This window comes from Pontibacter sp. LHS2 (assembly GCF_058932845.1).
Genome location: NZ_JBZYWG010000003.1, coordinates 133,881 through 154,634, shown reverse-complemented (window position 1 = coordinate 154,634; position 20,754 = coordinate 133,881). Strand labels below are relative to the sequence as shown.

Genomic DNA, 20,754 nt, shown 5'->3' with positions numbered 1-20,754 from the left:
TCGAATAACCGAACGGAGTCTGCCTATGAGTTTATACCTGCAGGACGCTTCCGCTAAGGAATATAGAATTTAATAGCCCCATGTTATGGTTGGGGAGATCCTATCAAACCCATTAAACCAATCGTTTCTCTAGAAGTCAATAAGCAACACAATTTTACAACACCCGCATGCTAGCCATTTTCATCCGAATTTTCACCCTTTTACTGCTTTCCCTAGCTATACCTTTCCTCACCGCCGCCCAGTCCGTTGACGACATTACGCCTATACCTGTAGAGGTAATCAAGGAGGCTAGAGGGCATGTGACCATCGACAGGAAAGCCCAGATCGTGTTTGACAAGCAGTTCGGAGCACAGGCTGATTTTCTGAAAGAAATGCTGGCTGCCCAAACCGGACTGAACCTACCGGTATACCCAAACACACCGGCCAAGCCCAAGGCCAGTCACCACATCCGACTGGTTTTCGATAACAAATCAATCGACAAAGCTGAGATGTATACCTTGAAGGTGTCTGGCAAAGATGTGACCATACGTGCCAAGGACACAGGCGGTATGGTGTATGGTATCCAGACCTTGCTGCAGTTATTTCCGCTCAAAAATGTGAAGGAAGTGAGAATACCGAATGTGCAAATAAAAGACTATCCGCGCTTTGCGTATCGGGGCATGCACCTGGACGTGGTGCGGCACATGTTCCCGCTGGAGTTCATCAAGAAGTACATCGACTACCTCTCTTTTCATAAATTCAACACCTTTCACTGGCACTTGACCGACGATCAGGGCTGGCGCATCGAGATCGAGTCTTACCCGAAACTGAACTCGGTAGGATCATGGCGTAAGGAAACCCTGATCGGGCACTTCAAGGATGAACCGGCCAGGTATGACGGCACCCGTTACGGGGGCTACTATACCAAAGACGAAGTACTGGAGGTGATCAACTATGCATCCGTTAGGGGAATCAATATTATACCTGAGATCGACATACCCGGTCACAGTCGTGCTACGATTGCCGCTTACCCGGAACTGAGTACCCGGCCTGATACTACCTGGAATGTAGCCACCACCTGGGGTATGTATAACCGTCAGAACAATGTGCTGCAACCAAACCCAGCAACGTTCCAGTTTCTGGAGACAGTATTTCAGGAAGTGGCCGACCTATTCCCTTATGAGTACTTCCACCTGGGCGGCGACGAAACCAGCAAGAAATGGTGGAAAGCCGACCCGGTGTCGCAGCAATTCATCAAAGACCATAACCTGAAAGACGAGAAAGGCCTGCAAACTTATTTTGTAGAGCAGGTGGCCAGCTACCTGGCAGCTAAAGGCAAGAAGGTGATTGGCTGGCACGAAATATTGGAAGGCGACCTGGATACATCAACCCTGATCATGAACTGGGGAGGGGAGAAGGAAGGTATAACTGCCGCTACTCGCGGACACCAGGTTATTATGTCGCCGGGCAAGCCATTATACTTTGACCACTACCAGTCCAAAGACCCGAACGACAGCCTGGCCATACATGGCTACAATCCAGTAGATGCCGTGTACGCTTTTGAGCCGGTACCGAATGCGTTACGTGAACAGAAGCTGGACCATTTCATCATTGGGGCACAGGGTAATGTGTGGACGGAGTACATCGGTAGTCCGGCCAAAGTAGAATACATGGTTTTCCCACGCATGACAGCACTGAGCGAAGTGCTTTGGTCACCGCAAGAGAAAAAAGATTTTACTGATTTCAAGCGAAGACTTAAAACAGCCATTATCCCGCGCTATACCTTCTGGAAGGCGAAATACTTCCCCAACTTTGAGAAGTGGACGGCTGATAAATAAGCTTTAAAATTTTCGATTGAATATCAGCAGGATGTATAGTAGGTAATTGATATTTATTATATTTAAAAGCTGTAATAACACAGGCTGTGTTTTGTGCATGGTCTGTGTTATTTTTTTCAACCTATTTCCAAGCTTTTATGACAACAACTTTACTCGAAAAAGAAAAACAAACCACCCATTTCTACTTTGCCGGCAAAGGCTCTGAATACTTCGCTATCGAAATCGTAAACATCTTACTCACTATTGTGACCCTCGGGCTTTACTACCCTTGGGCAAAGGCCAAGTCGATGCATTACCTATACCGCAAAACCGAATTGGCAGGCACTCCATTCGTTTTCCATGGTACTGGCAAAGAAATGTTTATCGGCTTTATCAAGGGAGTAGGCATATTTATAGCGCTGTATACTTTGCTGTTCATGGCCTCATTAGTAGAGCCGGCTTTCCTGAAAGTGTTATTTATTTTCGGATTTCTAATGGGTTTCCTGGTGCTAATACCTGTGGCCTTGCACGGTATGATACGTTACCGCACGTCACGCACGAGCTGGCGTGGCATCCACATGGGTTACCGTGGGGAGCTATCTGATATGATATCGACTTATCTTGTTGGCTTTTTCCTGACAATATTCACATTCGGCATCTACGGTGCATGGTTTGTGGTGAAGCTGCGCAAGCAGATGATCGACAATGTGCGCTTTGGCAATGTGAGCCTGCGTTACGTAGGGGACGGTGCCGATCTGTTCCTGATCAACATCAAAGGATACTTCTTTTCTATTTTCACGTTAGGTATCTACTTTTTCTGGTACACCAGAAATCTCCTGCACTTTTATGTGAATAATATTGTGGTGCTGCAGGAAGACGGTACTTACAGTCGCCTGCAGTGTGATGTTTCGGGTTGGGATGTGTTGAAACTGACAGTTGGCAATATCCTGATCGTGGTGTTTACGCTCGGACTAGGTATACCGCTTACAACCACCCGTACCTTATCGCTTATCATGAACAATACCGTAATGTACGGTCACTTCGATGCCGACGCACTGGTGCAGACCGAGGAAGCCTACGATTCGGCCACCTACGAAAGCATGACGGATATGATGGATATCGGTGTCATCTAGCATGGCATTTGAAGGGAAATACTATAACGGGCAAAGCTCTAAAGGTATGCCCGCCCATATATCACTGCTGGAGGACGGGCTGCGTATCGACTATTGTGCGGATGAAGTATGCGGTTCCGTGCACTGGGAACTGGCAGGTATACACCAGTCAGAATTCAATGATGCAACCACCTTGCTGCGATATGGAAAATTTCCGCAGCAGAGTATTTCCGTTGTAGACAAAGATTTTAAGGAGGCGCTCCAGCACCATTATCATGGGGCGACCTTTCTTAAGTCTAGCTATAACAGCGTGCTGAGTCTTGGCTTGTCAGGTATAGCCATCATGGCCCTGAGTCTGCTGGGGCTGTTAGTGGCTTTTATCATCTGGGGAGTACCAGCCCTTGCCGACCGTGCGGCCACGCATTTTCCGCAAAGCTATGAACGTCAACTCGGACAACAGCTCTATACAAAGATGCTGCAGGGGTACGAGGTAGACGACGAAAAGACAGCTGCTCTGAACAAGTACCTGGACGAGTTAGAGACTGACCTTGATTATCCGATCACAGCTGCTGTTGTGAAGAGCGACGATGTGAACGCCTTTGCCATACCTGGTGGCTATATGGTGGTGTATGAAGGTATACTCGATAAAATGGAGCACCATGAGGAGTTGGCCGCTTTGATGGGGCACGAACTGGCGCATATCCAAAACCGACATTCGTTACGCGCCTTGACGCGAAGCTTGTCCTACTACATGCTGGCATCGATTCTGTTCGGGGATGTGAGTGGTGTGGCAGCCGTACTGGTGGACAATGCCTCGGCACTGCGCAATTTGGAGTATAGCCGCAGCCTCGAGCTGGAAGCTGACCGTGAAGGATTGGAACTACTGCGCCGCAATGAGCTAAACCCACACGGCGTTTTGCTATTGATGGAGCGCCTGCAGATGGGCAGCGAATCTGAAATGCTGGCTTTCCTGAGCACACACCCTAATACTGAAGATCGTAGGAAGGTGTTAAAAGAACTGATAGGAGAGGGTAGTCAGTCTTACATGAAGCATCCGGAACTGGAGCGGCACTGGGAGCAGCTGAAAATAAGATAAACAGGCTGTTTTCAGGAGAATAATTATCTTTGCGGGCAGCAAACCACACTCAAACCCGCTGCCGTGTATAAGAGCCTCCTTCGTCCGCTTCTTTTTAAACTCGATCCCGAGAAAGTACACTACCTCACCACCGACGCATTAAGAACTGCCTTTAGTCTGCCATTCACCAAGAGTATCAGTCGTGGAATGTTCAGGATCGAGGACAAGCGACTGGAGCGTGAACTCTTCGGTTTGAAATTCCCTAACCCGGTAGGTTTGGCAGCAGGCTTTGACAAAGATGCCAAACTAGTGGATGAGCTGGCTGAGTTGGGTTTCGGTTTCATCGAGATCGGTACGCTCACCCCAAAACCACAGGAGGGCAACCCGAAGCCGCGTCTTTTCCGTCTGCCGGAAGATCAGGCCATCATCAACCGCATGGGTTTTAATAACGAAGGCGTGGAAGCGGCCGTGGAGCGACTGCGGGAGCGGAAGAGCAACATCATCGTTGGCGGCAACATCGGTAAGAACAAGATTACTCCAAACGAGGAGGCGCTAAATGATTACCTCTACTGCTTCAAGGCGTTGTATGATGTGGTGGATTACTTTGTGGTAAATGTAAGTTCGCCGAATACCCCGGACCTACGTGCGCTGCAAGAAAAAGAACCGCTGCAGCAACTGCTAATGGCCTTGCAGGAGCTTAACAATTCCATGCCGAAGGCCAAACCCCTCCTTTTGAAGATTGCCCCCGATCTCAACGAGGCTCAGTTAAATGATATAATCGAGATTGCCATAACGGCTAAGCTAAGTGGTATTATTGCCACGAACACAACCATCAGCCGCGAGGGACTGCATACCTCTTCTGCCCAGGTTTCAGAAATCGGAGCAGGCGGACTGAGCGGCAAACCGCTGACCAAACACGCTACTGAGATCATCCGCTACCTACGCCAGCACCTGCCACAGGAGATCAAGATCATTGGCGTAGGCGGGATTATGACGGCGGAGGATGCGCAGGAGAAACTGGATGCCGGTGCTGATCTGGTGCAGTTGTATACCGGGTTTATCTATGAAGGTCCTGCGCTGGTTGCGGGGATTAATAAGAAGTTGTTGGGTAAGTAAGGGTTGGTTATAGCGCATTCGGCTGATTTGTAACTGGTGAAGTGACGGCTGTTTTTTTGCAACTTGCCTTATTTCATAGCTTCGCCTGTGCGGCGGGCACCTACTTTTTTCCTTGATGAAAAAATCGAGGGCCCCTACCCCCCGTAGGCAAAAAAATCAAGACGCTTTTAAACTCGCTGACCGCTCAAACACAAAATCGTCGTTTTATGCACTTGGCTCAAGTGATCTGTTTTATTGCTTAAGGGGCAAGTTAGTCTTGCTATATCTGCCAGCGGTATGTGACAATCACTAAAAGGCTTTTGTCTATCAAGCAGCAGTACCTAGTTCCCCTCTTGAGAGTAAGGCCTTTCCATTTTGCTTTTTTGTCATCCCGTAGGGATCTTAGTCGCAAATAGCATTGGCTTATCACCCATACTACCAAGTTTCTTAACAGGATGACAATGATTTTTGAACAAGTTTTTTAGAATGCACCGTCCCTACTATTGAGAGGGGCAGAGGTGGGTTAATCAGTTCCGAAATTCCCTGCCTTAAACAAGAAATGAGCTAAGAGTGGTTTGACCCGGTCCCCTTTGAGGGGTGCTAGGGATGACAATTGTTGATAATCTTACTTTGGGGGTAGCGGCCTTCTATCTAAGAGAGGGGCAGGAGGATAATCGTGCACAGGAATCCTGAAAATCCTTAAATCCTGCAAATCCTGATTCAGACAAATACCCTAACACAATTCTGACAGGCCTACCTAGCCCTGCAAGACCCCCACCTTCTATCTTCCAAACTTTCTAACATTTTAACTCCTTATCTCCCCAACTCAACTTTTTAGCACATTTCCTGAAAAGCCTTCGGATTTGCTGAGCGGCGTGTGCCGAAAAAATGTAAATTTGAAATCTTAATTAGTCGAAGGGTATGGCAAAGAACACTTACAGAAACGATGCGGTGAGCACGGGAAGGGCGAGGAATGAGGTGCGTGGACGTAATGAACCACGCGGCAGCGCCTCCACCAGTGAAAAGCCCAAGCAGAAGAAAGCTAAAAAACCATTTTTTAAGATGCCGTCTTTCAGGCTAAACCTGAAAGCGCCCGCTTTTTTGTCGGATCGCCGCTTTAAGCTGTTCATCGGCTTTTCATTGCTGCTGATCTCTTTCTTCATGACCATCGCATTTGTGTCCTACCTGTTCACAGGGGCAGCTGACCAGAGTGTGGTGGAGTCTGTGCAAGGCACTGGCTTGAAGGAGTCAGGACAGGAAGCGGAGAACTGGCTGGGTCTGTTCGGTGCCTGGGTGTCCCACTACTTTATTTATGAATTACTAGGCGTTGGTGCCTTTTTCCTGATACCGATCGCTTTCTTTGCTGGTAGCCGCATTGTGTTCCGCTGGAAAACTATTTCCATGTCGTATGTGCTCGGGCTGTGTACATTTAGTATGCTATGGCTGAGCCTGACCTTGGGGTATATAGTGCTTACAACAGGTACGGTAAGTGAATACGGTTTCATGGGCGGAGGTATAGGTATAGAAACGGCCATTTGGCTAAGTAGCCTGATTGGTTGGGGTAGTGGTTTGCTGCTGGGCTTCCTACTCCTGATTTTCCTTGTTTTCTTCTTTAACATCACCAGCATCAACTGGGGCAAACCAGCTGCTGATGACGAAGAGGGTGAAGTGGCGATCGACAGAGGAAGTGCTTCGTCGCTGCGTGATGTGGTGCATGGCTCTGCCCGTAACATCAACCACAACGCCGACCCGACTGCTTCTTTGGATGCCGAGGAAGAAGAGGAGATAGAATTCGATGAAGAGGAGGAGGAAGCAATCAACCGTGCTCTCGAAATGGAACTGAGCTCGCTCAAGCCAGAGCCACCAAAACCTGCTGCACCCGCACCAGCTCCTTCGCTGGAATTGGATATTGAAACCGAACTGGAAGAAGAACTGGCTTATGACGAGTTTGACACGGCTGAGGGCGAAGAGGAAGAGCTACTGGATCTGCAGATAGAAAAGACGCCGGAAGAAGAAGCAGCCGATGTACTGGCGACCGAAAACTACGACCCAACGTTGGACTTGGCCCGTTACCAGTACCCGACCATCGACCTGCTCAACGACTACGGTACGAGCAAAATACAGGTAACCAAAGAAGAGCTCGAAGCCAACAAAGACAAGATTGTAGCCACACTGGGCCATTACAACATCGGCATCGCCAGCATCAAAGCGACCATTGGGCCGACTGTTACGCTCTATGAAATCGTGCCGGATGCCGGGGTGCGTATCTCCAAAATCAAGAACCTGGAAGACGATATTGCCCTGAGCTTAGCGGCATTAGGTATACGTATCATCGCGCCTATACCTGGTAAGGGCACCATCGGTATAGAAGTGCCGAACACCAAGAAGGAGATGGTGTCGATCAAGTCGATCCTGTCGACCGAGAAGTTTATGAAAAGTGAGATGGACCTGCCGATCGCTTTCGGTAAGACCATCACGAATGAAGTATTCATCACGGACTTGGCCAAAATGCCGCACTTGCTGATGGCGGGTGCCACAGGTCAGGGTAAGTCGGTTGGTCTAAACGCCATCCTGACCTCGCTGCTTTATAAGCGCCACCCATCGCAGCTCAAGTTCGTGCTCGTTGACCCGAAAAAGGTGGAACTCTCCCTGTTTAACAAGATAGAGCGTCACTTCCTGGCCAAGCTGCCGGACACAGAGGAGGCGATCATTACCGATACCAAAAAGGTAGTGAACACGCTAAATTCTCTCTGTATGGAGATGGATATGCGCTATGACCTGTTGAAAGATGCTGGCTGCCGTAACCTGAAAGAATACAATAAGAAGTTTGTGGAGCGTAAGCTGAACCCGAAAAAGGGACACAAGTTTATGCCGTACATCGTGCTGGTGATTGACGAGTTGGCGGACCTGATGATGACGGCCGGTAAGGAAGTAGAAACGCCGATTGCCCGTCTCGCACAGCTGGCCCGAGCCATTGGTATACACTTGGTCGTAGCTACGCAGCGACCGTCTGTGAACGTCATCACAGGTATCATCAAGGCCAACTTCCCGGCTCGTATTTCCTTTAAAGTAACCTCCAAGATCGACTCACGCACCATCCTGGATGCCGGTGGAGCTGACCAGCTAATCGGCCAGGGTGACATGCTCTTCTCGATCGGTTCGGATATGATCCGTATTCAGTGCGCCTTTGTGGACACGCCGGAAGTGGACCGTATTTGTGACTTCATTGGCGGACAGCAGGGGTATAGTGATGCCTACCTGTTGCCAGAGTTTGTGGGTGACGAAAGCGGCTCTGAAAAAGCGGACTTCGACTCAAGTTCTAAAGACCCGATGTTCGAAGAAGCCGCCCGCATTATCGTGCAGCACCAGCAGGGCAGTACCTCTCTGTTACAGCGTCGTCTCAAGCTTGGCTACAACCGCGCCGGCCGCCTGATCGACCAGTTGGAAGCTGCAGGTATAGTAGGACCGTTTGAGGGAAGCAAGGCCCGCGAGGTTTTAATTCCGGACGAGTACAGTTTGGAACAGTTATTGAATACGCTGTAGGAAAGAATAAAACACGACACTCAAATAACATCATGAAAAGAGTATTATCCCTTTTGCTGGCAGTATTTATGTTTGTGAACCTGGCGAATGCGCAGCAGGACCCAAAAGCAGGCAAGATACTGGACCAAATGAGCCAGAAGTACAGAAGTATGAAAGCTTTCAAAGCTACTTTTGCACAGACACTGGAGAATCCTTCTGCCAAAGTAAAAGAAACAATGGAAGGAGATATTTTAGTAAGCGGTCCGAAATACAGACTGGCTGTGAGCGGACAGGAGATCATCAGTGATGGTAAACTGATGTGGACCTACCTGAAAGAGGTGAATGAAGTGACCATCACGGAAACTGACGCCGAAGCAGAGGCCATGGCACCAAGCAAGATTTTCGACATGTATAAGAAAGGTTACAAATACGCCTACGCCGGTACAGAAAAGCAAGGCGCTGAGACTTTTGACGTGATCGAACTGGCGCCGGAAGACCGGAGCAACCCGATCTTCAAAGTGCGCTTGTACATCAACCAAAAAGACAAATCGCTGAAGAGCTGGCAGATGTTCCGTAACAACGGCAACCGCTATACCTATACCATTAAGAATTTCCAGGCTAATCCTGCCTTGGCTTCCGACGCCTTTAGCTTCAACAAAGCCAAGTACAAAGGTGTGCAGGTGGTGGACTTAAGATAACCCGCCCAATTTATGATAAAAGGAAAGAGCTGCTCTGTTTAGGGCAGCTCTTTTTTTGTAATTGGTTTAAGAGTCCCCGACGTCTATCGTTGCAACTATATACCCTACTTGAGGGGTGGAACGGAACCTCAAGGTATAGATGCCTGCCTCGGTCGGTCGGAAGGTATAAGGAGCCGTGCGGATAGGCAGATCGTTTGTGCAGACATTCCCTCTGTACTTCGCAACCACCCTTATGACTGTTTCTTTGCCAGAAGAACTGACATTAAAAGAACCGAACTGACCACAACCACCGCTAACCTGAAAGTGAACATCAACAGTCACGGTTTCTCCTACTTGTGCGGTTGCAGGGGCCTCTACACGGACAATGGGAGCAGGGCGCTCCTGTACCGGAGGTTCGGAGTCCTCTTTGGAGCAGCCGGTGGCAGTCAGGAGAATTAATGCGAGGGTGCACAGGTATCGGATCATGGTTTTAAGTTTTAAGGTGCTGCTTACTATCTCGATCCCATTTGTGCTGATAGGGTTGCACGACCTGGCAGATTTGGCGTAACAGGATCAATTAGTGGCCTGTGCAGGTATAAAAAATTTGTAGCTGCCCTTAAATAAACTAGCTTTGCTATACCTGAACTTTAGCTCCTATACCTATCATGACCAGAGAAAAGCTGTTTGAGCAGATCCTCCAGAAAAAATCATACCTGTGCATTGGCCTCGATACCGATCCTAAACGCCTGCCTGAGCACCTGCTCGACCATGAAGATCCGGTGTTTGAGTTTAACCGCCAGATCGTGGAAGCCACTGCTGACCTGTGTGTAGCCTATAAGCCGAACATTGCCTTTTATGAAGCACAGGGTCCGAAGGGTTGGGTAAGTCTGGAGAAAACACTGGAAGTGATACCAGAGGAGATCTTCACAATAGCTGATGCCAAACGTGGCGATATCGGAAACACTTCGGAGCTGTACGCCAGAGCATTCTTTGAGACCATGAACTTCAACGCCGTGACGGTTGCGCCTTATATGGGCTCCGATTCGGTGAAGCCATTTTTGGTGCAGCCGGGCCGCTGGGTGATTTTGCTGGCGCTAACATCTAACCCGGGCAGTAAGGACTTTCAGATGCTCAAACTGTCAGATGGTAATGAAGAGTATCTTTTTGAGCAGGTATTGCGAGAGAGTGCCAACTGGGCCAGCGTAGGCCAAATGATGTATGTCGTGGGCGCTACGCAAGGCGAGTACATTGAGCGAGTGCGGGCAATCGTACCAAACCACTTCCTGCTGGTACCCGGTGTGGGCGCGCAAGGTGGTAGCCTCGAAGAAATTTCCCGCCTCGGTATGAACCAGCAGTGCGGCTTGTTAGTCAATTCTTCCCGCGCCATCATCTACGCCTCCTCCGGCCGTGATTTTGCTGACCGTGCTAGAGAAGCTGCTCTGGAAGTGCAGAAGGAAATGGAGCAGTACCTGGAGCAGTATGTAACACATTTGTAGAATTACAGAATCAGGTTCTTATGAAATAACATAAACGCCATACCTCAGCTATGCAGGTATGGCGTTTATGTTTTATATTGTGGTAGGTATAGACAAAAAGCAATAGCATGAACAAGCAGTTTTCAGAGATTATCAGCACGTTAGAAGATTTGCAGGCTTTGCAGGGTACACCGAGCGAGTTGGTTAACAACAAGTCGATAGACTACCTGGATGCACATTGCCGTGACTTTATCTCGAAGGCCTCTATGCTGTTTGTGAGCACAAGTGACGCCGCCGGTAACTGCGATGTGTCCCCTCGGGGCGATGCGGCCGGCTTTGTGCTGGCGCTGGACGAAAAGCGGCTTGTTATACCTGAGCGACCCGGCAATAAACGATGCGACACGCTGCGTAATATTCTGGAGAACCCAAAGGTCGGGCTGATCTTCATTATTCCAGGATTAGAGGAAACGCTTCGTATAAATGGTAAGGCCTGCGTGATCAAAGATGAAGCCATTATGGCGGAGCTTGCGGCACAAGGCAAAGTACCGGTTGTAGGTATAGGGGTGGAAGTAAAAGAGTGTTACATCCACTGTGCGAAAGCGTTTAAGCGATCAAGTCTTTGGAAGCCCGAGCAATGGCCCGCGCAGGAGACTCTGCCCCGTCCTGCCGCTATCCTGGCCGATCATATCCGGAAGCCTGACTATAGCGAAGAGCACATCAAAACAGTACTGAAAGAAAGCTACGAGCAGCGCCTGTACTAGACCTTTTAGCTAGGCTGCTGCTGTAAGATTGCAACCTATGTCTCCTGGAGCTGTAACTCTATATGTTTCAGGTATAGCTATGTCAATAAAAAAGGCCCCTGATATGGGGCCTTTTGTTATTTTGCTACGGTGCGTTCTATCTCCCGCAGGTTCTCCATTTTCTTGTTTCTGAGGAAGCCATTGATGTCTTCGAAGTGCTCACGTACCCGCTTGTTTCCAAACTCAAACACTTTGTCAGCTAGCCCATCAAGGAAGTCGCGGTCGTGTGATACGAGTATGATGGTACCGTCGAATGCCTTGAGGGCGTCTTTTAGGATATCCTTCGTTTTGATGTCAAGGTGGTTGGTCGGTTCGTCGAGAATGAGCAGGTTAACCGGCTGCAATAAGAGCTTGATCATGGCCAATCGGGTCTTCTCACCGCCCGACAGCACTTTCACTTTCTTCTCGATGGTATCGCCGCTAAACATGAAAGCACCTAAGAGATCCTTCACACGGGTGCGGGCATCGCCTACGGCAATCTCGTCGATAGTCTGGAAAACGGTTAGTTCGCCGTCGAGCAGGGCGGCCTGGTTCTGGGCAAAGTAACCGATCATGCAGTTGTGACCGAGTTGCAGCTTGCCTTCAAAGTCGATCTCGCCCATAATGGCTTTCACCAGCGTAGACTTACCCTCACCGTTCTTGCCCACAAAAGCTACTTTCTCACCACGGTTGATGGTCATGGAAGCATCTCTGAAGACGGTGTAGTCACCGTACTTTTTGGTCAGCTCCTCCACAATCACAGGGTAATTACCTGAGCGTGGCGCTGGTGGGAACTTCACATTCAAAGCAGAGGTATCCACTTCGTCCACTTCCACGATCTCCATCTTCTCGAGCATCTTCACACGCGACTGCACCTGCAGGGTCTTCGAGTAAGTGCCTTTAAAGCGGTCAATAAAAGTCTGGATATCAGCGATCTCTTTCTGCTGATCCTCGAACTGCTTCTGCTGTTGCTCGCGGCGCTCTTTGCGCAGCTGCAGGTATTGGCTATAAGTAACTTTGTAGTCGTAGATGCGGCCCATCGTCACTTCGATGGTGCGGTTGGTGATGTTATCCACAAAGGTTTTATCGTGCGAGATCACGATCACGGCCTTGGCATTGTTCACCAGGAAGTCCTCGAGCCACTGGATGGACTCAATGTCGAGGTGGTTGGTCGGTTCGTCGAGAAGGATCAGGTCCGGCTTCTGAAGCAGGATCTTGGCCAGTTCGATGCGCATGCGCCAGCCACCGCTGAACTCGTTGGTAGAGCGCGTAAAGTCCTCACGGGAAAAACCGAGACCTTTTAGTGTTTGCTCTACCTCGGCGTCAAAGTTGATCTCTTCAATGGAGTAATATTTTTCACCCAGCTCTGATACCTGCTCGATGATCTTGTAATAGTCATCGGAGTCGTAATCGGTGCGGGTTTCGAGTTGGGCGTTGAGCTCGTCCATCTGCTTTTTCATGTCAAGCACCTTGGCAAATGCCTTGGAAGCTTCTTCGAACACGGTGCAGTTGTCATCAGTGAGCAGGTGCTGCGGCAGGTAGGCGATCACGGCATCCTTGGGAGCCGACACCTTGCCACGGGTAGGCTTGCTGGCCCCCGCTATAATTTTGAGAAGGGTAGATTTTCCTGCCCCGTTTTTTCCCATGAGGGCGATGCGGTCGTTTTCGTTGATGTTGAAAGAAACATTGCTGAAAAGGGCCGCGCCATTGAACTCCACGCTTACCGCGTCAACTGAAATCATAATCGTTTAATTTTAAGGGGGCAAAGATAGTAAAGTTTGGGAGTTTAAGGGTTTGAGAGTTTAGGAGTTGATGCGTTTATAGGATGATTTTCTTATTGTGACTAGGATAGCGGTCAGTTCATTGGCCTCTTGCTTCAATGACGCAAGACGGCTTGCTGTTACAATTTCTGATTCTTCCAACAGTTCCAACCAGAAAAGTGATTCGTCGGCTTCTTCAAGCGCTATACCTATCTTAGCTACAAACTCGGCATTGGAACGCGCACGGCATGCTGCGCGGTAGTTAGCAGCAACCGATGTAGCTGACCGTAGCAACTGTTTACCTAGAATGTAGGCATCGGCCTGCTTAGGCAGTGCCCTGAATAGACGTATACATCGCAATGCAAATTCCTTTGTCCGCTTTTTAAAGTTTTCCCCAAAAGCAAAATTGCTTTCCCTCGCTAAACTCTCCATTCTAAAACCCTCATTCATAACTATCAAACTCCTAAACTCTCAAACTCGTAAACTTGTCCAACTCACAACCACCAGCTATGAAGGAAGAGTTCCTGCACTACATCTGGCAGCATCAGTATTTCGACAAGACCGATCTGTTAACAGTAGAGGGGGAGCCGGTGCAAGTGCTGCGGGTAGGGATGTATAACACTGATGCGGGTCCTGATTTCAAGGAGGCGATCATCCGGGTAGGGGAGGTGGAGTGGTCAGGCAGCGTAGAAATTCACCTGCGTGGCTCCGACTGGCGACGGCATCAGCACCAGCTCGACTTCAAGTACAACCAGGTGGTGCTGCATGTGGTGTGGGAGGCAGACGAGGCAGTGAAACGTACCGATGGCACTTTTATACCTACGCTCGAACTGAAAAGCCGCGTGAACACAGCCCTGCTGCAAACTTATGAGCAGCTACGACGGGCACCCTATGCTATACCTTGCGCCGGCTTTTGGCCACAGGTGCCGGATATCACAAAAACCATGATGCTGGGCCGTGCCCTTACTGAGCGACTGGAGCTAAAAGGGGAAGAGGTATTGCAGGTATACCAGCAGCTCGGCAATGACTGGGAAGCCACTGCTTTTCAGGTGCTTTGCAAGGCCTTTGGTTTTAAGATCAATCAGGATCCTTTTGAAAGATTGGCACGGGCGCTACCGGTTCAGGTGGTGCGCAAGCATCAGCATAATTTGTTTCAATTGGAGGCGTTGCTGTTCGGGCAGGCTGGTTTTTTGGAAGATCCTAAAGACGAATACAGCAACACTTTAGCTAAAGAATATACCTATCTCAGCCGAAAATATAGCCTGCAGGAACTGGCTATGCCCCGCCATCACTGGAACTTCCTGCGCATGCGACCTGCTAATTTCCCGACCGTGCGACTGGCACAACTGGCTGCCTTGCTTCACAAGCACAAAAGTCTGTTTTCCACGATCATCCGAACTGAGGGAGTCAGTAACTACGATGCGCTGTGGCAAGCGCCGGTATCGGCTTATTGGCAAAAACATTATACCTTTGGAGCGGAGTCAAAGGCGGTGCAGGTGCAACTGGGCAAATCGAGTGCGCAGAATCTGACAATCAATGTGGCAGCACCCCTGTTGGCAGCCTATGCCGTGCATACCGATCAATTGGAGCACCTCGACAAAGCGGTGGATTTGCTTGAAAAGGTGAAAGAAGCCAGCAACCGTATCACACGGCAGTATGAGGAGCTGGGCTGGAAAGCCGCTTCAGCCGCCGATAACCAGGCCGCCCTCGGACTCTACAAACGCTACTGCCAGCCAGTCAACTGCCTGCGCTGCGCCATTGGCAACAAGATTATGAAGCAAAATCTACCAACTACGTGAGTATATTAATTTACGGCCTGAACCTGCTGGTGCTGGCTGGGCTAATTTGGTGGCTCTGGAAACAGAACTGGAACACCGGACTGCGTCCTTACTTTTTCCCGACGCTACTGCTTAAGCTTGCCTGCGGGCTGCTGATCGGGGTATTGAGTTTTTATGTGTTCGACAAAGGCGATACGCAGCTCTATTACAAGCGTGCCCTCTTGATGACCGACCTGGCGCACGAGCAAGGTATAGGCAGTTATTTGCATTATCTCTTTTCCAACGACCCAGGTGGCACACCGCTGGAGGGGTTACAAAAGCCGTTTTATGAAAGTGCCTGGAACATGCCCCGTCTGCTGAGTGTGCCCATGCTGCTGACGAATGACAATTACTACCTCAGTTCGTTGTACCTGTCGCTGTTCAGCTTTGCCGGACTTTGGTTCTTTGTGAATGCACTGGCCCGCTATTTCCCAACAACGACTATACCTGCCGTCGTGGCCTTTCTGGTATTCCCTTCAGTGGTTTACTGGTCCTCAGGTGTACTTAAAGAAAGTGTGCTGATGGGAGGGATGGGGCTGTTGCTGGGTAGTAGCTTATACCTGATGTTTGGAAAGCTGAAGCGCAAACCATTGCTATACCTGTTGCTGGCAGTGCTGGGGCTATACCTGATCTGGCTCGTGAAATACTTTGTGGCGGTGGCCCTTGCGCTGATGGTGGCTTTAGCGCTGCTCCTGAGGCTGATTTTCTATAACCCGAAACTGGCACACATCCACTGGCTTATAAAGGGACTAGCCTTGCTGGTGCTGTTCTCAGGTATAGCCTGGCTCGGTACGCAGCTAAATCCGAATCTGAATCTGGAAGGCCTTCCGGATGTGGTTTATGGCAATTACCAAGTCAGCCTGCTGGCCTCGCAGGGCAAACCCCGCATTGATTTTCCGTTTTTGGAGCCTACCTACCTGAGTTTTGCGCTGCACTCACAATTGGCATTTATCGGCATGTTGTTCCGGCCATTCATCTGGGAGGTATACAACGTGCGCACGTTTGCAGCGGCTCTGGAAAATACTTTGTTGCTGGTGCTTGCCTTTGGTTTTGTCCGCGACCTGTTTGAGTCGGGACGTGTGAAATGGCGCTATGGCTACCTGCTCACGGCAGTACTCGTTTATGTATTTGTGATGGGCGTTCTGCTGGCATACAGTATGCCGAACCTGGGTACGCTCAACAGATATAGAGTGGTCGTGCTGCCCTTTGTGGTATACCTGTTGTTGCTTTGCAAAACCAACGGCAATTTGCTGCGCTACCTTTTGCCTGTTCGTCAGCGTGAGCAGGAAGAAGACGAGCCTGCACAAATCGCTGCAGATTAGCACTAATCTTTGTACCTTTGCACCTTATTTGAAATAGGCTATGCAAAATCCTGTAATTATACTTGGTGCCCAGAAACTGGGTACAGCAGCTCTCGATATATTCAACAGCAACAACGTGGTGGTGTATTGCTTCCTCGATGACAGCAAGGACCTGCAGCAGCAGGAACTGAACAATGTGTCGGTGATGAGCAGCACGGAGGACAGTGAATTCCTGAAACTGATCGGCAAAAAATGCGACGTATTTGTAGCCGTGGAGGATTCCGCCGCCCGCAAAGGTCTCATCAAGATGCTGAAAGACGAGTACAAAGTGGTACCTGTGAATGCGATTCATAAGTTCAGCGCTGTATCGGAATTTGCCTGGTTGGGCCACGGCAACATGATCGGGGCGGGTGCCATCGTGAATAACAATACCAAGATCGGCAACTACAACGTGATCGAATCCCGTGCGCTGGTTGATACCAAAGCTGAGATTGGTGACAACGTGCAGATCGGTGCAGGTGCTGTCATCAATTCCGAAGTGATAATAGAAGACGGTGCCTTCATTGGTACAGGCGCTGTGATCGTGTCTGGTGTAAAAATCGGGAAGAACGCCCGCGTAGGTGCAGGCTCTGTAGTGGTAGCCAACGTACCTGCCAAAGCCACCGTGTTCGGCAACCCGGCTGCTCCGGTTAAGTAAACTTTTCTGCCTGCATTTGCTGTTTCAAAACTGACATAGGTCATTTTTAGGTATAGCAGCAGGTTTTACCTTTGCTTTTAAATTTTTGAATGAGTGAATTCGTGATTGAGTAATTAGGAAGTATAATCCTGTTAATCTTTAAATCCTGAAAATCCTGATTCAGACAATCAATAATTAATTTTAACACTTAGCTGAAACTAAGCAGTTATGAACAAGCCATACAGCATACTACTGTACTACTGCTACACACCGATAGCAGATCCGGAGGCATTCCGGGAGGAGCACCATTTACTTTGCCTCGAGCTGAATCTGCTCGGCCGTATCATCATTTCCAAAGAGGGCCTCAATGGCACCGTGTCGGGTCTGAAAGAAGACTGCGAGAAGTACATGGAGATCGTGAAAGCCGATCCTCGCTTCGTTAAAGTCGACTTTAAAGTAGACGAATCAGACAAGCACGCCTTCGCAAAACTGCATGTGCGCACCAAGGCTGAGATCGTGCACTCTGGCCTGCTACACATCGATCCGAACGTTCGCACCGGTATACACCTGGAGCCTAAGGAGTTTAAGGAGATGAAAGACCGCGACGATGTGGTGGTGATGGACATGCGCTCAGACTATGAGTACAGTGTAGGTCGCTTCAAAAACGCCGTGACTTTGGACATCGAGAACTTCCGTGAGTTTCCGGAGAGGATCGATGCCTTGAAAGAAGAGTTGAAAGGCAAGAAAATACTGACCTACTGCACAGGCGGTATCAAGTGCGAAAAAGCCAGTGCCTTCCTGTTGGAGCAGGGTTTTGAAGACGTGTACCAATTGCATGGCGGTATCATCAAATACGGCAAAGAAGCCGGTGGAGAGGATTTCGAAGGCAAATGCTATGTTTTCGATAACCGTGTAGCTGTGGATGTGAACTCTGTGAATCCAACAGTAATTTCGAAGTGCCACGTGTGTGGTACTGTGGAAGACCGCATGGTGAATTGCGCCAACCCGGTATGCAACCTGCATGTGCCGATCTGTGAGAAGTGTGGCTGGGAACTGGAAGGTGCCTGCTCAACAGAGTGCAAGGAACACCCTGAAAAGCGTCCATACGACGGCACAGGCTATTACCAGAAGAACCTGAATGGCTATAATCCGCTCAAAGGATTCAACCGTCGCAAGACTTCTATCGTATCTTAATAAGTATTCTCTAAAGCTCAGAAAAGCGTGCGCCCTATAGCCACGCTTTTCTTTGTTTCTAACATGACCTAATTTATGGCAATTCCAGAATCAGAACTGATTATCAATAAGAACGGCACGATCTACCACCTCAACCTCCAGCCGGAGCATATTTCAGATACCATCATCACAGTTGGTGACCCGGACCGCGTGCCTATGGTGAGTAAGTATTTTGATGAGATAGAGGTGCAGATCACTAAACGTGAGTTTGTGACCCACACGGGCTACTATAAAGGCAAGCGCCTGACAGTGATCTCAACAGGTATGGGCACTGACAACATCGATATCCTGATGAATGAACTGGATGCCTTGGTGAACATCGATTTTCAGTCTCGTGAGCCGAACGAAGAGAAGATCTCCCTGAAGATCGTACGCATTGGCACCTCTGGTTCACTGCAATCGGATATTCCCCTGGGTAGCCACCTGGCCTCACACCATGCTATAGGTTTGGATTCGCTGATGGAGTTTTACCCACTGGAGCAGAACGAAAACGAGCAAAGCATTACCAAAGCGCTGCAGGAGCAATTGGGTGTGGGTTTCCGTCCATACTGCGTAAACGGCTCCAAAAGCCTGATCGATAAGATTGCGTACGATATGATTCCAGGAAACACGCTGACCTGTCCAGGTTTCTATGCGCCACAAGGACGTGTGCTACGTGGCGGCCTGCGCAATCCTGATTTACTCAAGGTATACCAGGACTTCCGCGTATGCGACTTCCGTATTACTAACTTCGAAATGGAAACGGCAGGCTATTATGCCCTGGGCCGCTTATTGGGCCACGAAATGCTGTCGCTCAACGCTATTGTTGCGAACCGTATATCGCAGGAGTTTGCGGCTAATGCCGAAGAGGTGATCGATAACCTGATTGTCAAAGTGCTGGATAGGATTTAGCCCAGCTAGGTATAGCAATAGAAACAAAACAGCTCGCAACGGAGTCTTATCTTCGTATGCGGGCTGTTATGCTTTTAATTGATTTTGATTACAGATAAAGCGGTAAGTCAGGTGAGTAAGTTTTTGTGCCATTAGCTGTTCTCAATCTTAAGGATGGATTTCAGCGGCAGAAACGTTCCTGATTTCAATAGCACAAACTTGTCGTCGTAGCACCAAACGGTAGTTTCCACTTTCTTTACATCGCCATCCTCCGTGCAGAAAGTGATAATCGCTTTGTTGCGGTAGGCGTTGCCTAGTATGGTAGCGCGATTTGCCTCGTAGTTGCGTATACTGCGGGCAGTAGGGTCTTTCAGCACATCTTCAGTGCTAAAGTGGAGCATCGGAATTCGCTCCTTTTCAATCAGACTGGCTGTTTTGTCGGTCCTCTTCATAGTCGTAAAAATTAAGTGTTGGCAGGTGTATAATCACAAAACATGCCACACCAATATTTTGGTTCTAGGAAGGAGCCTGATTTTGAAGCCTTGGTATACCTACAGCTTCTGCAAAAATGCCATCGTATCCACTCCATCGGCATAGTCCCATGGCATTGGGCATTGGGCGTCGCCGAAAGGAATGCTGCCCTCAAGCCAGCCATGCGCGGATACCACGCATTGTGTCTTTTCCTTTACGGCAGCCAGTTTGTGGCGCAGGTCGGGCAGGGAGGTGAAGGTCTCGTAAAAGAGTACTGAAATAGGAGATACCAGTTGTTCGCTTGGCTGCACCAATAGAAAGCCATTGTCAAAATGGTGTACACGGTTCACCAGCAGGATCGACTTGTTGTAGTCGTAGTTGTTCTGGTATTTGTGGTGGTCCAGAATGGTTTTGTGGTGCTCGTTAGCCTCATACAGCTTGTCGAAGGTATAGCCCTCGGGCACGTATACCTTGGAGACGTTGCGGCAACCCAACCCGTAATACTGAAAAATATCGTTGCCCAGGGCACGCAGATCTTCTTCCTCTTCGTGGCCAGTCAGCACGCCAATGCTGGTGCGGTTCTTCCGGATGATGTGCGGACGCTTGGCAAAGTAGTACTCGAAATAGCGGGCTGTATTGTCTGAGCCGGTAGCGATGATGGCATCGGCTTGCTTGAGCATGTCCACAAACTCAAACTGATTGGCAAAGGCAGGTTCTATACCTACCAGCATGCTGGCGAGGCGGCGCATCAGCACATCGTCGTCGGAGCTTAGCTTGGCCAGCAGAAAGTGACCGCTCAGCAGCACCGACATAAAATCATGGAAACCAACCATCGGGATATTACCCGCCATGACTACGCCAACCTTTTTAGGTGTAACCTGTTTGAGGTGGTAAGGGTAAAGCCATTCACGGAGGTATTGCTCATTGAGCAGGGTGATAACACCCTGAAGAGCGGCAGAAACGCTGGCCTCGTCGAACCAGGGGTTTTTAGCTTGTGCAACAAAAGACAGGGCTTTGCGCTCATCGGGCGTCATGTCCTGCAGTTGCTTCCCCAACTTCACGAAAGCTTCGATTCTGTTCTCTAATGTCATGGCA

The 20,754-nt window shown here is 49.3% G+C and carries 18 protein-coding genes; 13 read left to right on the top strand and 5 right to left on the bottom strand.

Annotation, left to right across the window (positions count from 1 at the left end; translation table 11 throughout):
• Window positions 1-167: 167 nt before the first annotated feature.
• The 6 genes from AC5FX6_RS13855 (at window position 168) to lolA1 (ending at window position 9,298) form a co-directional block, all read left to right on the top strand.
• Window positions 168-1,817, top strand: a complete 1,650-nt coding sequence (locus AC5FX6_RS13855; protein ID WP_493597653.1) for a beta-N-acetylhexosaminidase — start codon at window positions 168-170, stop codon at window positions 1,815-1,817.
• 137 nt (window positions 1,818-1,954) lie between these two features.
• Window positions 1,955-2,929 carry a YjgN family protein gene (locus AC5FX6_RS13850; protein WP_493597652.1) on the top strand — a complete coding sequence of 325 codons (975 nt, stop codon included), beginning with the start codon at window positions 1,955-1,957 and terminating at the stop codon, window positions 2,927-2,929.
• Window positions 2,930-2,975: 46 nt separating this feature from the next.
• Window positions 2,976-4,004, top strand: a complete 1,029-nt coding sequence (locus AC5FX6_RS13845; RefSeq protein ID WP_493597651.1) for a M48 family metallopeptidase — start codon at window positions 2,976-2,978, stop codon at window positions 4,002-4,004.
• A 63-nt stretch (window positions 4,005-4,067) separates the two neighbouring features.
• Window positions 4,068-5,099, top strand: coding sequence for a quinone-dependent dihydroorotate dehydrogenase (locus tag AC5FX6_RS13840; protein WP_493597650.1), 1,032 nt, complete (start codon window positions 4,068-4,070; stop codon window positions 5,097-5,099).
• Window positions 5,100-5,999: 900 nt separating this feature from the next.
• The gene (locus tag AC5FX6_RS13835; protein WP_493597649.1) at window positions 6,000-8,621 is read left to right on the top strand and encodes an FtsK/SpoIIIE family DNA translocase; all 2,622 of its coding nucleotides are present in this window, start codon (window positions 6,000-6,002) and stop codon (window positions 8,619-8,621) included.
• A gap of 32 nt (window positions 8,622-8,653) precedes the next feature.
• Window positions 8,654-9,298, top strand: a complete 645-nt coding sequence (gene lolA1, locus AC5FX6_RS13830; protein ID WP_493597648.1) for an outer membrane lipoprotein periplasmic chaperone LolA1 — start codon at window positions 8,654-8,656, stop codon at window positions 9,296-9,298.
• 66 nt (window positions 9,299-9,364) lie between these two features.
• Here lolA1 and AC5FX6_RS13825 read toward each other — a convergent pair whose 3' ends face one another.
• Window positions 9,365-9,763: a hypothetical protein gene (locus AC5FX6_RS13825; protein ID WP_493597647.1), complete on the bottom strand. Its 399-nt coding sequence runs from the start codon at window positions 9,761-9,763 to the stop codon at window positions 9,365-9,367.
• A 179-nt stretch (window positions 9,764-9,942) separates the two neighbouring features.
• Between AC5FX6_RS13825 and pyrF the strand changes: the two genes are divergently transcribed.
• The gene (pyrF, locus tag AC5FX6_RS13820; RefSeq protein ID WP_493597646.1) at window positions 9,943-10,773 is read left to right on the top strand and encodes an orotidine-5'-phosphate decarboxylase; all 831 of its coding nucleotides are present in this window, start codon (window positions 9,943-9,945) and stop codon (window positions 10,771-10,773) included.
• A gap of 107 nt (window positions 10,774-10,880) precedes the next feature.
• Complete coding sequence (locus tag AC5FX6_RS13815) at window positions 10,881-11,513, top strand: pyridoxamine 5'-phosphate oxidase family protein (RefSeq protein ID WP_493597645.1); 633 nt, start codon at window positions 10,881-10,883, stop codon at window positions 11,511-11,513.
• 116 nt (window positions 11,514-11,629) lie between these two features.
• Here AC5FX6_RS13815 and AC5FX6_RS13810 read toward each other — a convergent pair whose 3' ends face one another.
• Both AC5FX6_RS13810 and AC5FX6_RS13805 read right to left on the bottom strand, forming a co-directional pair.
• Window positions 11,630-13,273 carry an ABC-F family ATP-binding cassette domain-containing protein gene (locus AC5FX6_RS13810; protein ID WP_493597644.1) on the bottom strand — a complete coding sequence of 548 codons (1,644 nt, stop codon included), beginning with the start codon at window positions 13,271-13,273 and terminating at the stop codon, window positions 11,630-11,632.
• A gap of 60 nt (window positions 13,274-13,333) precedes the next feature.
• On the bottom strand, window positions 13,334-13,723 hold the full coding sequence (locus tag AC5FX6_RS13805) for a four helix bundle protein (protein ID WP_493597643.1): 390 nt from the start codon (window positions 13,721-13,723) through the stop codon (window positions 13,334-13,336).
• A 77-nt stretch (window positions 13,724-13,800) separates the two neighbouring features.
• Between AC5FX6_RS13805 and AC5FX6_RS13800 the strand changes: the two genes are divergently transcribed.
• The 5 genes from AC5FX6_RS13800 (at window position 13,801) to AC5FX6_RS13780 (ending at window position 19,209) form a co-directional block, all read left to right on the top strand.
• A complete protein-coding gene (locus AC5FX6_RS13800) occupies window positions 13,801-15,090 on the top strand; it encodes a DUF2851 family protein (RefSeq protein ID WP_493597642.1) in 1,290 nt (429 codons plus the stop codon).
• Entirely contained in the window at window positions 15,087-16,430 is a 1,344-nt protein-coding gene (locus tag AC5FX6_RS13795) for a hypothetical protein (RefSeq protein ID WP_493597641.1), read from the top strand. Before AC5FX6_RS13800 ends, AC5FX6_RS13795 begins: the two co-directional genes overlap by 4 nt.
• 40 nt (window positions 16,431-16,470) lie before the next feature.
• Window positions 16,471-17,106 carry a NeuD/PglB/VioB family sugar acetyltransferase gene (locus tag AC5FX6_RS13790; protein WP_493597640.1) on the top strand — a complete coding sequence of 212 codons (636 nt, stop codon included), beginning with the start codon at window positions 16,471-16,473 and terminating at the stop codon, window positions 17,104-17,106.
• A 207-nt stretch (window positions 17,107-17,313) separates the two neighbouring features.
• Window positions 17,314-18,279 carry an oxygen-dependent tRNA uridine(34) hydroxylase TrhO gene (gene trhO, locus AC5FX6_RS13785; RefSeq protein WP_493597639.1) on the top strand — a complete coding sequence of 322 codons (966 nt, stop codon included), beginning with the start codon at window positions 17,314-17,316 and terminating at the stop codon, window positions 18,277-18,279.
• Window positions 18,280-18,354: 75 nt separating this feature from the next.
• Window positions 18,355-19,209, top strand: coding sequence for a nucleoside phosphorylase (locus AC5FX6_RS13780; protein ID WP_493597638.1), 855 nt, complete (start codon window positions 18,355-18,357; stop codon window positions 19,207-19,209).
• 131 nt (window positions 19,210-19,340) lie between these two features.
• Here AC5FX6_RS13780 and AC5FX6_RS13775 read toward each other — a convergent pair whose 3' ends face one another.
• Both AC5FX6_RS13775 and AC5FX6_RS13770 read right to left on the bottom strand, forming a co-directional pair.
• Window positions 19,341-19,640: a hypothetical protein gene (locus tag AC5FX6_RS13775; RefSeq protein WP_493597637.1), complete on the bottom strand. Its 300-nt coding sequence runs from the start codon at window positions 19,638-19,640 to the stop codon at window positions 19,341-19,343.
• Between the two features lie 99 nt (window positions 19,641-19,739).
• On the bottom strand, window positions 19,740-20,750 hold the full coding sequence (locus AC5FX6_RS13770) for an acyl-CoA reductase (protein ID WP_493597636.1): 1,011 nt from the start codon (window positions 20,748-20,750) through the stop codon (window positions 19,740-19,742).
• Between the last annotated feature and the right edge of the window lie 4 nt (window positions 20,751-20,754).

What these genes read in the sequence shown, in the direction of transcription:
- AC5FX6_RS13855 (WP_493597653.1), top strand. Translation starts at nt 168, where the DNA reads ATGCTAGCCATTTTCATCCGAATTTTCACCCTTTTACTGCTTTCCCTA.
- AC5FX6_RS13845 (WP_493597651.1), top strand. Translation starts at nt 2,976, where the DNA reads ATGCCCGCCCATATATCACTGCTGGAGGACGGGCTGCGTATCGACTAT.
- AC5FX6_RS13850 (WP_493597652.1), top strand. Translation starts at nt 1,955, where the DNA reads ATGACAACAACTTTACTCGAAAAAGAAAAACAAACCACCCATTTCTAC.
- AC5FX6_RS13810 (WP_493597644.1), bottom strand. Translation starts at nt 13,273, where the DNA reads ATGATTTCAGTTGACGCGGTAAGCGTGGAGTTCAATGGCGCGGCCCTT.
- AC5FX6_RS13825 (WP_493597647.1), bottom strand. Translation starts at nt 9,763, where the DNA reads ATGATCCGATACCTGTGCACCCTCGCATTAATTCTCCTGACTGCCACC.
- pyrF (WP_493597646.1), top strand. Translation starts at nt 9,943, where the DNA reads ATGACCAGAGAAAAGCTGTTTGAGCAGATCCTCCAGAAAAAATCATAC.
- AC5FX6_RS13770 (WP_493597636.1), bottom strand. Translation starts at nt 20,750, where the DNA reads ATGACATTAGAGAACAGAATCGAAGCTTTCGTGAAGTTGGGGAAGCAA.
- AC5FX6_RS13805 (WP_493597643.1), bottom strand. Translation starts at nt 13,723, where the DNA reads ATGGAGAGTTTAGCGAGGGAAAGCAATTTTGCTTTTGGGGAAAACTTT.
- AC5FX6_RS13780 (WP_493597638.1), top strand. Translation starts at nt 18,355, where the DNA reads ATGGCAATTCCAGAATCAGAACTGATTATCAATAAGAACGGCACGATC.
- lolA1 (WP_493597648.1), top strand. Translation starts at nt 8,654, where the DNA reads ATGAAAAGAGTATTATCCCTTTTGCTGGCAGTATTTATGTTTGTGAAC.
- AC5FX6_RS13835 (WP_493597649.1), top strand. Translation starts at nt 6,000, where the DNA reads ATGGCAAAGAACACTTACAGAAACGATGCGGTGAGCACGGGAAGGGCG.
- AC5FX6_RS13790 (WP_493597640.1), top strand. Translation starts at nt 16,471, where the DNA reads ATGCAAAATCCTGTAATTATACTTGGTGCCCAGAAACTGGGTACAGCA.
- AC5FX6_RS13815 (WP_493597645.1), top strand. Translation starts at nt 10,881, where the DNA reads ATGAACAAGCAGTTTTCAGAGATTATCAGCACGTTAGAAGATTTGCAG.
- AC5FX6_RS13775 (WP_493597637.1), bottom strand. Translation starts at nt 19,640, where the DNA reads ATGAAGAGGACCGACAAAACAGCCAGTCTGATTGAAAAGGAGCGAATT.
- AC5FX6_RS13800 (WP_493597642.1), top strand. Translation starts at nt 13,801, where the DNA reads ATGAAGGAAGAGTTCCTGCACTACATCTGGCAGCATCAGTATTTCGAC.
- trhO (WP_493597639.1), top strand. Translation starts at nt 17,314, where the DNA reads ATGAACAAGCCATACAGCATACTACTGTACTACTGCTACACACCGATA.